The organism is Pedomonas sp. V897 (genome assembly GCF_051304405.1).
GTDB lineage: Bacteria > Pseudomonadota > Alphaproteobacteria > Sphingomonadales > Sphingomonadaceae > Pedomonas.
In genome coordinates, this window is the sequence record NZ_JBPPGG010000002.1 from 416602 (window position 1) to 428560 (window position 11959).

12 protein-coding genes are annotated in these 11959 nt (G+C 65.5%); all 12 read left to right on the forward strand.

Annotated elements, in window-relative coordinates; translation table 11 throughout:
* The first annotated feature begins 326 nt into the window (after nucleotides 1-326).
* The 12 genes from ACSJJU_RS07930 (at nucleotide 327) to nuoL (ending at nucleotide 11956) form a co-directional block, all read left to right on the forward strand.
* Nucleotides 327-704, forward strand: a complete 378-nt coding sequence (locus tag ACSJJU_RS07930; protein ID WP_435914806.1) for an NADH-quinone oxidoreductase subunit A — start codon at nucleotides 327-329, stop codon at nucleotides 702-704.
* Between the two features lie 26 nt (nucleotides 705-730).
* Nucleotides 731-1273: a NuoB/complex I 20 kDa subunit family protein gene (locus ACSJJU_RS07935; RefSeq protein ID WP_435915077.1), complete on the forward strand. Its 543-nt coding sequence runs from the start codon at nucleotides 731-733 to the stop codon at nucleotides 1271-1273.
* Nucleotides 1270-1917 carry an NADH-quinone oxidoreductase subunit C gene (locus ACSJJU_RS07940; protein WP_435914807.1) on the forward strand — a complete coding sequence of 216 codons (648 nt, stop codon included), beginning with the start codon at nucleotides 1270-1272 and terminating at the stop codon, nucleotides 1915-1917. The genes ACSJJU_RS07935 and ACSJJU_RS07940 overlap by 4 nt, the downstream gene beginning before the upstream one ends.
* Nucleotides 1918-1921: 4 nt before the next feature.
* Entirely contained in the window at nucleotides 1922-3100 is a 1179-nt protein-coding gene (locus ACSJJU_RS07945) for an NADH-quinone oxidoreductase subunit D (RefSeq protein ID WP_435914808.1), read from the forward strand.
* Nucleotides 3100-3729, forward strand: coding sequence for an NADH-quinone oxidoreductase subunit NuoE (nuoE, locus tag ACSJJU_RS07950; RefSeq protein WP_435914809.1), 630 nt, complete (start codon nucleotides 3100-3102; stop codon nucleotides 3727-3729). The genes ACSJJU_RS07945 and nuoE overlap by 1 nt, the downstream gene beginning before the upstream one ends.
* Nucleotides 3730-3911: 182 nt before the next feature.
* Complete coding sequence (gene nuoF, locus ACSJJU_RS07955) at nucleotides 3912-5204, forward strand: NADH-quinone oxidoreductase subunit NuoF (protein WP_435914810.1); 1293 nt, start codon at nucleotides 3912-3914, stop codon at nucleotides 5202-5204.
* Nucleotides 5205-5215: 11 nt separating this feature from the next.
* Nucleotides 5216-7267 carry an NADH-quinone oxidoreductase subunit NuoG gene (gene nuoG / locus ACSJJU_RS07960; protein WP_435914811.1) on the forward strand — a complete coding sequence of 684 codons (2052 nt, stop codon included), beginning with the start codon at nucleotides 5216-5218 and terminating at the stop codon, nucleotides 7265-7267.
* Nucleotides 7260-8309 (forward strand): NADH-quinone oxidoreductase subunit NuoH, encoded by a 1050-nt coding sequence (nuoH, locus tag ACSJJU_RS07965; protein ID WP_435914813.1) that lies wholly within the window; start codon nucleotides 7260-7262, stop codon nucleotides 8307-8309. The genes nuoG and nuoH overlap by 8 nt, the downstream gene beginning before the upstream one ends.
* Before the next feature lie 14 nt (nucleotides 8310-8323).
* On the forward strand, nucleotides 8324-8809 hold the full coding sequence (nuoI, locus tag ACSJJU_RS07970) for an NADH-quinone oxidoreductase subunit NuoI (RefSeq protein WP_435914814.1): 486 nt from the start codon (nucleotides 8324-8326) through the stop codon (nucleotides 8807-8809).
* A 122-nt stretch (nucleotides 8810-8931) separates the two neighbouring features.
* Nucleotides 8932-9540: an NADH-quinone oxidoreductase subunit J gene (locus tag ACSJJU_RS07975; RefSeq protein ID WP_435914815.1), complete on the forward strand. Its 609-nt coding sequence runs from the start codon at nucleotides 8932-8934 to the stop codon at nucleotides 9538-9540.
* 14 nt (nucleotides 9541-9554) lie between these two features.
* Nucleotides 9555-9860, forward strand: coding sequence for an NADH-quinone oxidoreductase subunit NuoK (gene nuoK / locus ACSJJU_RS07980; RefSeq protein ID WP_435914816.1), 306 nt, complete (start codon nucleotides 9555-9557; stop codon nucleotides 9858-9860).
* A 14-nt stretch (nucleotides 9861-9874) separates the two neighbouring features.
* Nucleotides 9875-11956: an NADH-quinone oxidoreductase subunit L gene (gene nuoL / locus ACSJJU_RS07985; protein ID WP_435914817.1), complete on the forward strand. Its 2082-nt coding sequence runs from the start codon at nucleotides 9875-9877 to the stop codon at nucleotides 11954-11956.
* Nucleotides 11957-11959 lie beyond the last annotated feature (3 nt).

The following is an 11959-nucleotide window of genomic DNA, read 5'->3' on the forward strand; positions in this document are numbered from 1 at the left end:
CAGGGTCCCGCCCTGTTCGTTTTTGGCGCTTTTTACGCGCGGGGAGGGGCGGTTTCCGGCGGGTGTTTCGAGCCGTGCCTTTTCGAGGCCGAAAGAGGCGCTATGTGGTCCGGGCAGGGTTGCCATGCCGGGGGCGACTCCCGATCTATACGGGGGCCAGCACCGCGTTCCCGGGGCCGTTGGAGCGCCGTAACAGTTCCTGAGAATGAATTGCATCCGTTTTGGCCCCGGAAATAGGGCCGAACTGAACCTTTTTGGCCGCGCCCCCTTGCGCGAATGGCGGTGGGTGCTAAAGGGTGCCGCCAAGAGCGGAGGTAACGAGTCTCATGCCTGAGGTCGCGCAGTCATATTTGCCGATTCTGATCTTCCTCGGAATCGCAGTCGTCTTTTCTGGAATCTTCGTCGCCTTGCCCGTCATCATCAGCTCGCTGGGCGGCACGCAGAATCCTGACCCGGAAAAACTGGCCGCCTACGAATGCGGATTCGAGGCGTTCGATGACGCCCGTCGCAAGTTCGACGTGCGGTTCTATCTGGTCTCGATCCTGTTCATCATCTTCGACCTGGAAATCGCCTTCCTGTTCCCGTGGGCGGTCAGCCTCGGCACCATCGGCGTTTTCGGGTTCTGGTCGATGATCTGCTTCCTCGGGGTGCTGACCATCGGGTTTGTCTATGAGTGGAAGAAGGGGGCGTTGGAATGGGAGTAAATCAACCCATGGCAAGCGCTACCGCGATGCAGTCGTCGGGCTCGGCGTCGGGCATGGCCCTGACCCCTGCGCAGAACGATCAGTTCTTTAACGACCTGAACAAGGAACTGACCGACAAGGGTTTCCTGGTCACCAAGGCGGAAGACCTCATCCAGTGGGCGCGCACGGGCTCGCTCTGGTGGATGTCGTTCGGCCTCGCCTGTTGCGCCGTGGAAATGATGCACACCAACATGCCGCGCTACGACCTGGAGCGCTTCGGCGTCGCCCCGCGCGCCTCGCCGCGTCAGTCGGACGTGATGATCGTGGCCGGCACGCTGACCAACAAGATGGCCCCGGCGCTGCGCCGTCTCTACGACCAGATGCCGGAGCCGCGTTACGTCATCTCCATGGGCTCGTGCGCCAACGGCGGGGGCTACTACCACTACAGCTATTCCGTGGTGCGCGGCTGCGACCGGATCGTTCCGGTGGACATCTACGTGCCGGGCTGCCCGCCGACGGCGGAAGCGCTGCTGTACGGCATCCTGCTGCTCCAGAAGAAGATTCGGCGGGAAGGGACGATTGAACGATGATCGCTTTGACCTCCTGGTTACCGACCGAAGAGCGGATCGGGACGCTGGTGCAGGCCTGCACCGAGAAGCTCGGCGATGCGCTGATCGAGGCGACGGTCGCCTATGGCGAAGTCACGCTGCTGGTGAAGCGCGAGGCCATCCTCGACGTGCTCACCACCCTGCGGGATGATCCGGCGCTGATGTTCAAGTCGCTGATGGACGTGTGCGGGGCGGACTACCCCGACCGGCCGGAGCGGTTCGACGTTCTCTACCACCTGCTGTCCTACAAGCATAACCTGCGCCTGCGGGTGCGGGTAATGACGGACGAGGCCACCCCGGTCGCCTCCGCCACCTCCGTGTTCCCCTCGGCCAACTGGTTCGAGCGCGAGGTGTGGGACATGTTCGGCGTGCTGTTCGAGGGCCACCCGGACCTGCGCCGTATCCTGACGGACTACGGCTTCCAGGGCTTCCCGCTGCGCAAGGACTTCCCGCTGACCGGCTATGTGGAAGTCCGGTTCTCGGAGGAGCAGAAGCGCGTGATCTACGAACCGGTGGATCTGCGCCAGGACTTCCGCAACTTCGACTTCCTCAGCCCCTGGGAAGGCGCTCAGTACATTCTGCCCGGCGACGAAAAGGCCGCCGAGGCTGGACAGAAGCAGGGCTAGGCCCATGGCAGAAATCGATATCCAGAACTACAGCCTCAACTTCGGTCCGCAGCACCCGGCGGCCCACGGCGTGCTCCGCATGGTGCTGGAGCTCGACGGCGAGGTGATCGAGCGGGTGGACCCGCACATCGGCCTTCTGCACCGCGGCACCGAGAAGCTGGCGGAGTACAAGACCTACCTTCAGGCGCTGCCGTACATGGACCGGCTCGACTACGTGTCGCCCATGTGCCAGGAGCACGCCTACGTGCTGGCGGTGGAGCGCCTGCTGGGTCTGGAGGTGCCGCTGCGCGCCCAGTACATGCGCGTGCTGTGGTCCGAGATCACCCGCATCCTCAACCACCTGATGAACGTCTGCACCCACGCCATGGACGTGGGCGCGCTGACGCCGATCCTGTGGGGCTTCGAGGAGCGCGAGAAGCTCATGGTGTTCTATGAGCGCGTGTCGGGCGCCCGCATGCACGCGGCCTACTTCCGCCCGGGCGGTGTCCACCAGGACATGACGCCGGAGCTGGCCAAGGACATCTGGGACTGGACGGAGACCTTCCCGCAGGTGCTCTCCGACCTCGAGACCCTGCTGCTCGACAACCGCATCTTCAAGCAGCGCAACGTGGACATCGGCGTGATCTCCGCCGAGGACGCCATGGCGTGGGGCTTCTCCGGCCCGATGCTGCGCGGCTCGGGCATCCCCTGGGATCTGCGCAAGGCCCAGCCCTACGACGTCTATGACCGCATGGACTTCGACGTGGTGGTGGGCAAGAACGGCGACTGCTACGACCGCTACGTGCTCCGCTTCGAGGAAATGAAGCAGAGCCTCAAGATCATCCGGCAGTGCCTCAACGAGATGCCCTCCGGGCCGGTGCTGTCGGTGGACCGCAAGGTCGCCCCGCCGCGCCGTGGCGAGATGAAGCGCTCGATGGAAGCGCTGATCCACCACTTCAAGCTGTACACCGAGGGCTTCCACGTTCCGGCGGGCGAGGTCTACCAGGCGGTGGAAGCGCCGAAGGGCGAGTTCGGCATCTATCTGGTGTCGGACGGCACCAACAAGCCGTACCGCTGCCACATCCGCGCCTCGGGCTTCGCGCACCTGTCCGCCATGGACTTCCTGTGCCGGGGCCACATGCTGGCGGATGCTCCGGCGGTGCTCGGCTCTCTCGATATCGTGTTTGGTGAGGTGGATCGCTGATGGCTGACGCAGCACCCGTTTCGGTCGATCCGAATTTCGGCCGTGATTTCAAGTGGACCCCGGAGAACGAAGCGTTCGCCAGGGAGGTGATCGCCCGTTACCCGGCCGGTCGCCAGCAGTCGGCGGTGATGCGTCTGCTCGACCTGGCCCAGCGCCAGGTGGCCCAGCAGTACGGCGGCGGCGCCTGGCTGCCGGTTCCGGTGATCGAGTACGTCGCCAACTACCTCGACATGCCCTACATCCGGGTCTACGAGGTGGCGTCGTTCTACACGATGTACAACCTGAACCCGGTGGGCAAGCACCACGTCCAGGTGTGCGGCACCACCCCGTGCTGGCTGCGCGGCTCGGACGACGTGTTCCGCGCCTGCAAGGACATGGGGCTGGAGAAGGGCAAGATCACCAACGACGGCCTGTTCACGCTGTCGGAGGTGGAGTGCCTCGGCGCCTGCGTGAACGCGCCGATGATGCAGATCAACGACGAGTATTACGAGGATCTGACCTACGAGAGCACCAAGGCCATTCTCGAGGCCCTGGCGCGCGGCGAGACGCCGAAGCCGGGCCCGCAGGTGGACCGCCAGTTCTCGGCTCCCGTCGGCGGCCCGACGACGTTGAAGGACAGGGTGGCGTGAGCGGTCGCGCGTCCCGGAGCGGGGGTCTGACCCGGGAACTGGCCAGGGGCCGGTTCCGGACGGAAACCCGGGGATGCGCGGACAGATTGCCTCGGATGCAGGCTTGCCGGTCATCCGCCATGCGGCGCCTCCTGGGCCGCACGGCGGAGGCCGGTTGAGGAATCAAGGGTAAGTGGCGGAACATGCTGCAGGATAAAGACCGCATCTTCACCAACCTCTACGGCTATGAGGGCTGGGACATCGACTCCGCGATGAAGCGCGGCGACTGGGACAACACCAAGGCGATCCTTGAGCGTGGCCCGGACGCGATCATCCAGGAGATCAAGGATTCCGGCCTGCGCGGCCGTGGCGGCGCGGGCTTCCCGACCGGCCTGAAGTGGAGCTTCATGCCGAAGGAGAGCAAGGATGGCCGCCCGAGCTATCTGGTCATCAACGCGGACGAGTCCGAGCCCGGCACCTGCAAGGACCGCGAGATCATCCGCCACGACCCGCAGAAGCTGATCGAGGGCGCGCTGATCGCCGGCTTCGCCATGCGGGCGCGCGCGGCCTACATCTACATCCGCGGCGAGTTCATCCAGGAAGCCAACCGGCTGGATGCGGCGATCCAGCAGGCCTACGACAAGGGCTTCATCGGCAAGAACGCCTGCGGCTCGGGCTATGACTTCGATGTCTACCTGCACCGGGGCGCGGGCGCCTACATCTGCGGCGAGGAGACGGCGCTCATCGAGTCCATCGAGGGCAAGAAGGGCCAGCCGCGCCTCAAGCCGCCGTTCCCGGCCAACGTCGGCCTGTTCGGCTGCCCGACCACGGTGAACAACGTGGAGTCGATCGCGGTGACGCCGACCATCCTGCGGCGCGGCGCCAGCTGGTTCACCTCGTTCGGCCGCCCGAACAACCACGGCACCAAGCTGTTCTGCATCTCCGGCCACGTGAACAAGCCGTGCACGGTGGAGGAGAGCATGTCGATCCCGTTCCGCGAGCTGATCGAGAAGCACTGCGGCGGCATCCGCGGCGGCTGGGACAATCTGCTGGCGGTGATCCCGGGCGGCTCGTCGGTGCCGGCGCTGCCGGCCGAGCAGATCATCGACACGCCGATGGACTTCGACTCCCTGCGCGAGCTGCGCTCGGGCCTCGGCACGGCGGCGGTGATCGTGATGGACAAGTCCACCGACCTCATCAAGGCCATCAGCCGCATAAGCTACTTCTACAAGCACGAGAGCTGCGGCCAGTGCACCCCGTGCCGCGAGGGTACCGGCTGGATGTGGCGGGTGATGGAGCGCCTGGTGAAGGGCGACGCCGACCCGGCCGAGATCGACATGCTGTACGAAGTTTCGACCCAGGTCGAAGGCCACACCATCTGCGCGCTCGGCGACGCGGCGGCCTGGCCGGTCCAGGGTCTTATTCGCAACTTCCGGCCCATTATCGAAGAGCGCATCGCCAGCCGGCGCAAGGCGGCTCTGCAGGCGGCGGAGTAACGGAGTAAGCCATGCCCAAACTGACTGTTGACGGCATTGAAGTCGAGGTTCCCGCCGGCGCGACCGTGCTGCAGGCCTGCGAGGCCGCGGGCAAGGAAATTCCTCGCTTCTGCTACCACGAACGCCTGTCGATCGCCGGCAGCTGCCGCATGTGCCTTGTCGAGCAGGAAAAGGCGCCCAAGCCGATCGCGTCCTGCGCGATGCCGGCGGCGGACGGCATGGTGATCCACACCAACACGCCGAAGGTGAAGAAGGCGCGGGAAGGGGTGATGGAGTTCCTCCTCATCAACCACCCGCTGGACTGCCCGATCTGCGACCAGGGCGGCGAGTGCGACCTGCAGGACGAGGCCATGGCCTACGGCCGCGGTTTCAGCCGCTTCGCCGAGAACAAGCGCGCCGTGACCGAGAAGTACATGGGCCCGCTGATCAAGACGCAGATGACCCGGTGCATCCACTGCACCCGCTGCGTCCGCTTCGCCGAGGAAGTGGCGGGCGTCGAGGAGATCGGCGCCATCTACCGCGGCGAGAATATGCAGATCACCTCCTACCTCGAGAAGGCGGTGACCTCCGAGCTGTCGGCCAACGTGATCGACCTCTGCCCGGTCGGCGCGCTGACCTCCAAGCCCTATGCCTTCTCGGCGCGTCCGTGGGAGCTGTCCAAGACCGAATCCATCGACGTGATGGACGCGGTCGGCTCCAACATCCGGGTCGATGCCCGCGCCAACGAGGTGATGCGCGTGCTGCCGCGCCTCAACGAGGAGGTCAACGAGGAGTGGATCTCCGACAAGACCCGCTATGTGGTGGACGGGCTGACCCGCCGCCGCCTCGACCGCCCGTGGGTGCGCGTGGACGGCAAGCTGGTGGAGGCCACCTGGCAGGACGCGTTCGCGGCGATCAAGACCGGCCTTGCGGGCCTCTCCGGCGAACAGATCGCGGGCCTGGCCGGTGATCTGGCGGACCTGGAATCGCTGGTGGCGCTGAAGGACCTGCTGAACCGCCTCGGCTCGGCCAACCACGAGTGCCGTCTCGACGGCGCGATGGTCGACCCGAAGGTGCGGGCGTCCTACCTGTTCAACACCACCATTGCGGGTGCGGAAACCGCCGACTTCATTCTGCTGATCGGCACCAACCCGCGCGTCGAGGCCCCGCTCATCAACACCCGCCTGCGCAAGGCGGTCCGCAAGGGCCGGGCGCGCGCGGTCAACATCGGCCCGGCGGCGGAGCTGGGGTATCCGGTCGAGCAGCTGGGCGAGGATCTGGCGATCCTCAAGAGCATCGCCTCGGGCGCGCACCCGCTGGCCGAAGCGTTCAAGAACGCGCAGCGGCCGATGCTGGTGCTGGGCATGGGCGCGCTGGCCCGCGCCGACGGCGCGGCGGTGCTGGCGGCGGCCCGCTCGATCGCGGACAAGTTCGGCCTGGTGAAGGACGGCTGGAACGGCTTCAACGTCCTGCACACGGCGGCGGCCCGCGTCGGTGCGCTTGACATCGGCTTCACCACCGAAGGCGGCATCGAGGCGATCCGCGCCAAGGTGGGCGAGGGCGCGATCAAGGCGGTGTTCCTGGCGGGCGTCGACGAGATCGACACCAGCTTCCTCAAGGACACCTTCACCATCTACATCGGCACCCACGGCGACGAGGGCGTCCGCCATGCGGACGTGATCCTGCCGGGCGCGGCCTATACCGAGAAGTCCGGCACCTGGGTCAACACCGAGGGCCGGGTGCAGCGCGGCATCCGCGCCGTGTTCCCGCCGGGCGACGCCCGCGAGGACTGGACCATTCTGCGCGCCCTCTCGGACGTGCTCGGCCAGCGGCTGCCCTATGACAGCCTGGCCCAGCTGCGCGACCGCATGGCGGAGATCGCGCCGCATCTGGGCCAGCCGGGCTTGCAGCCGGCGCCCTGGGGCGAGTTCGGCGTGGCCGGCGGCATCACCGCCACCCCGGTTGCGCTGCCGATCACCAACTTCTATCAAACGAACCCGATCGCTCGGGCCAGCCAGACCATGGCAGCCTGTGTGAGCGAGATTCTGGGCGAACAAACGCAGGCGACGGGCACCCATGGTTGAGGCGTTTCAGGGATTTTTGGGACCGGTGGTCGGCACTCTTGCCGCCTACGTGGCCCTGATTTTGGCGATCGTTCTGCCGCTGCTGCTGATCGTGGCCATGGCGGTCTATGCGGACCGCAAGATCTGGGCGGCGATGCAGCTGCGCAAGGGCCCCAACGTGGTGGGTCCGTTCGGCCTCCTTCAGTCCTTCGCGGACGGCCTCAAGGTCACGCTGAAGGAGACCATCATTCCGACCGGCGCGAACAAGGGCATCTTCCTGCTCGCGCCGATGCTCACGTTCACGCTGGCGCTGGTGGCCTGGGCGGTCATTCCGTTCTCGGCCGAGATGGTGCTGGCGGACATCAACGTGGGCATTCTCTACCTGCTCGCCATCTCGTCGATGGGCGTTTACGGCATCATCATGTCGGGCTGGGCGTCCAACTCCAAGTATCCGTTCCTGGGCGGCCTGCGCTCGGCGGCGCAGATGGTGTCCTACGAGGTCTCCATCGGTCTCGTCATCGTGTGCGTGCTGCTGATGGTGGGCTCGCTCAACCTCAACGACGTGGTCAAGGCGCAGCAGGGCGCGTCGCTGTTCGGCTTCGGCAACATGTTCGTGCTGCACCCGCTGCTGCTGCCGATGGCGGTGGTGTTCTACATCTCGGCGCTGGCCGAGACGAACCGCCCGCCGTTCGACCTGCCGGAGGCGGAATCCGAACTGGTGGCCGGCTATCAGTCCGAGTATTCGTCCATGGCGTTCGCCCTGTTCTGGCTGGGTGAGTACACCAACATCCTGTTGATGTGCGTCATGACCTCGGTGCTGTTCTTCGGCGGCTGGCTGCCGCCGGTGAACTGGGCGCCGCTCTACGCCGTGCCGGGCATCATCTGGCTGCTGGCCAAGGCCTTCTTCTTCTTCTTCGTCTTCGCGTGGGTGAAAGCCACTGTGCCGAGGTACCGCTACGATCAGCTGATGCGTCTGGGCTGGAAGGTGTTCCTGCCGCTCAGCCTGGTGTGGGTCGTGGTGGTGAGCGGCTGGCTGGTGTTCACCGACAGCCTGCCGAAGTGACGGGAGTTACAACGATGTCACTTGCATCCGCTGCCAAGTCGCTGCTCCTCAAGGAGTTCGTCAAGGGCATGGGCTTGACCTTCAAGTACATGTTCAAGGAGAAGGCGACGATCAACTATCCCTTCGAGAAGGGTCCGCTCAGCCCGCGCTTCCGCGGCGAGCACGCCCTGCGCCGGTATCCCAACGGCGAGGAACGCTGCATCGCGTGCAAGCTGTGCGAGGCGATCTGCCCGGCGCAGGCGATCACCATCGAGGCCGAACCGCGCGAGGACGGCTCCCGCCGCACCACGCGCTACGACATCGACATGACCAAGTGCATCTACTGCGGCTTCTGCCAGGAAGCCTGCCCGGTGGACGCCATTGTCGAGGGTCCGAACTTCGAGTTCTCGACCGAAACCCGCGAAGAGCTGTTCTACACCAAGGAAAAGCTGCTCGCGAACGGTGAGCGTTGGGAGCGGGAGATCGCCCAGAACCTTGCTCTGGACGCGCCCTACCGTTAACAGGGCGCTACGAGATTTCGCTGGTCCGCCCCAAGAGCCTGTCCCGGGGCGGACAGAACCGGAAACAGAGTCCGTGGTTCGGCAGGCTCACCACGGACCGAAGTAGAGGGGGCCTCAGGCTCGTGGCTCACGCGCTGGCCTTTTATCTGTTCTCTGCCATCGTGGTCGTATCCGGCCTGATGGTGATCACGGCCAAGAACCCGGTGCACTCCGTGCTCTGGCTCATCTTGGCATTCTTCAACGCGGCGGGGCTGTTCGTGCTCCTCGGCGCCGAGTTCCTGGCGATGATCCTGGTGATCGTCTACGTGGGCGCGGTCGCCGTGCTGTTCCTCTTCGTGGTCATGATGCTCGACATCAACTTCGAGGAACTGAGGAAGGGCTTTGCAGCCTATCTGCCCATCGGCCTTCTGGTGGCAGCCGTGCTGCTGACCGAGCTGATCCTTGTGGGCGGCGCCTGGTCCATGGCCGACGGCGCCGAGCTGGCGCGGCGGGCTCCGGCCCCCGAGGGCGTGGCCAACACCCAGGCCCTGGGCGCGCTGATCTACACCGATTACGTCTACATCTTCCAGGCGGCCGGCATTGTTCTGCTGGTGGCCATGATCGGTGCGATCCTGCTCACCCACCGTCAGCGTTCGGGCGTCCGCAAGCAGGACATCAGCCGCCAGAATGCACGCCGTCCCCAGGATGCCGTCGTGCTGGTCAAGCGCCAGCCCGGTCAGGGCATCGAGTAGGCGAGGAACCCAAAATGATCGGATTAGGCCATTACCTGATCGTTGCGGCGATGCTGTTCGTCGTTGGCGTCCTGGGCATCTTCGTGAACCGCAAGAACGTCATCATCATTCTGATGTCGATCGAACTCATCCTGCTGTCGGTCAACATCAACCTTGTCGCCTTCTCCAGCTTCCTCGGCGACATGGTGGGGCAGGTCTTCACCATGTTCGTGCTGACGGTGGCTGCGGCGGAGGCGGCGATCGGTCTTGCCATTCTCGTTGCCTATTTCCGCAACCGCGGCTCCATCGCGGTTGAAGATATCAACATGATGAAGGGCTGAGCCGGGGTTCCGCAATGTATCAGGCAATTGTATTTCTGCCGCTTCTGGCGGCTGTTGTTGCCGGACTGTTCGGCCGCGTGATCGGTCTGCGCCCGTCGCAGATCGTCACCACCGGCGCGGTCGCGGTCTCCTGCGCCCTGTCGTGGGTGGCGTTTTTCGACGTGGCGCTGGGCGGCAACGCAACCACCGTCACCGTGCTGCCGTGGGTGCAGTCCGGCGCGCTCCAGTTCGACTGGGCGCTGCGCGTGGACACCCTGACGGCGGTGATGCTGGTGGTGGTGACCTCGGTCTCCGCCCTGGTGCACCTCTACTCCTGGGGCTACATGGCGGAGGATCCGCACCAGCCGCGGTTCTTCGCGTACCTGTCGCTGTTCACCTTCGCGATGCTCATGCTCGTGACGGCGGACAACCTGGTGCAGATGTTCTTCGGCTGGGAAGGCGTGGGTCTGGCCTCCTACCTGCTGATCGGCTTCTGGTTCCAGAAGCCCTCCGCCAACGCTGCGGCGATGAAGGCGTTCGTCGTCAACCGCGTGGGTGACTTCGGCTTCATGCTCGGCATGTTCGCCACCTTCATGGTGTTCGGCGCGATCGACTTCGACACGATCTTCGCCGCGGCGCCGGGGCAGGCGGGGCAGACCTTCGAGTTCCTCGGCTACAACGTCGATGTGATGACCACCATCTGCCTGCTGCTGTTCGTGGGCGCGATGGGCAAGTCGGCCCAGCTCGGCCTGCACACCTGGCTTCCGGACGCGATGGAAGGTCCGACCCCGGTGTCGGCGCTCATCCACGCGGCGACCATGGTGACCGCCGGCGTGTTCATGGTGGCCCGCTGCTCGCCGCTGTTCGAGCAGGCGCCGATGGCCCTGACGGTCGTGACCGTGGTAGGCGCCTCGACCGCCCTGTTCGCGGCCACCATCGGCACCACCCAGAACGACATCAAGCGCGTGATCGCCTACTCGACCTGCTCGCAGCTGGGCTACATGTTCTTCGCGCTGGGCGTGGGCGCTTATGGCGCGGCCATGTTCCACCTGTTCACGCACGCCTTCTTCAAGGCGCTGCTGTTCCTGGGCGCGGGCTCGGTCATCCATGCGATGCACCACGAGCAGGACATGCGCTACTACGGCGGCCTCTACAAGGCGATCCCGTTCACCTGGGTGATGATGCTGATCGGCACCCTGGCGCTGACCGGCTTCCCGTACTTCGCCGGCTACTTCTCGAAGGACGCCATCCTCGAGGCGGCCTACGCCTCCGGCTCGTCCGTCGGCATGTACGCCTTTGTCTGCGGCATCATCGCCGCGACGCTGACCAGCTTCTACTCCTGGCGTCTGGCGTTCCTCACCTTCCACGGCAAGCCGCGGTGGGCGGGTTCGGAGCACATCCAGCACGCCGTCCATGGCGATCACGGCCATGACGTGCATGACAACCACGGCCACGTGGCCGAGACCGACCACCCGGTCGAGTCCGAGCGCGAGGCGGGTCATGGCGATCACGGCCACGAGGTGACCGGCACCGCCGGCTACACCCCGCACGAGAGCCCGCTTGTCATGCTGGTGCCGCTGGCGGTGCTGGCGGTGGGCGCGGTGGCCTCCGGCTACCTGTTCAAGGAGTACTTCATCGGCCACGAGCACGACGCCTTCTGGAACGGCGCGATCAAGCTGGTCGGCGACAACATCCTGCACCACATGCACGAGCCGGGCGTTCTGCCGGCCTGGGTGCCCTGGGCTCCGTTCGTGGCCATGGTGGTCGGCTTCCTGGTGGCGCTGAACAGCTACATCATCAACACGCACATTCCGGCGGCGTTCGCGGGCACCTTCCGCGGCCTGTACACCTTCCTCTACCGGAAGTGGTACTTCGACGAGCTCTATGACCTGGTGTTCGTGCGCCCGGCGCAGTGGCTCGGCCGCGTGTTCTGGAAGAAGGGCGACGGCGCGATCATCGACGGCCTGGGGCCGGACGGCCTGTCCGCGGCCGTGGCGACGGTCGCCGTCAAGTCCCGCCGTATCCAGACCGGTTATGTGTTCACCTATGCGTTCGCCATGCTGATCGGCGTCGCGGCGGCAGTGTCCTGGTTCCTGCCCAAACTGTTTGCGGAGTGAGGG

Coding starts and splice junctions, on each gene's coding strand:
- ACSJJU_RS07930 (WP_435914806.1), top strand. CDS start 327: ATGCCTGAGGTCGCGCAGTCATATTTGCCGATTCTGATCTTCCTCGGA.
- ACSJJU_RS07935 (WP_435915077.1), top strand. CDS start 731: ATGCAGTCGTCGGGCTCGGCGTCGGGCATGGCCCTGACCCCTGCGCAG.
- ACSJJU_RS07940 (WP_435914807.1), top strand. CDS start 1,270: ATGATCGCTTTGACCTCCTGGTTACCGACCGAAGAGCGGATCGGGACG.
- ACSJJU_RS07945 (WP_435914808.1), top strand. CDS start 1,922: ATGGCAGAAATCGATATCCAGAACTACAGCCTCAACTTCGGTCCGCAG.
- nuoE (WP_435914809.1), top strand. CDS start 3,100: ATGGCTGACGCAGCACCCGTTTCGGTCGATCCGAATTTCGGCCGTGAT.
- nuoF (WP_435914810.1), top strand. CDS start 3,912: ATGCTGCAGGATAAAGACCGCATCTTCACCAACCTCTACGGCTATGAG.
- nuoG (WP_435914811.1), top strand. CDS start 5,216: ATGCCCAAACTGACTGTTGACGGCATTGAAGTCGAGGTTCCCGCCGGC.
- nuoH (WP_435914813.1), top strand. CDS start 7,260: ATGGTTGAGGCGTTTCAGGGATTTTTGGGACCGGTGGTCGGCACTCTT.
- nuoI (WP_435914814.1), top strand. CDS start 8,324: ATGTCACTTGCATCCGCTGCCAAGTCGCTGCTCCTCAAGGAGTTCGTC.
- nuoK (WP_435914816.1), top strand. CDS start 9,555: ATGATCGGATTAGGCCATTACCTGATCGTTGCGGCGATGCTGTTCGTC.
- nuoL (WP_435914817.1), top strand. CDS start 9,875: ATGTATCAGGCAATTGTATTTCTGCCGCTTCTGGCGGCTGTTGTTGCC.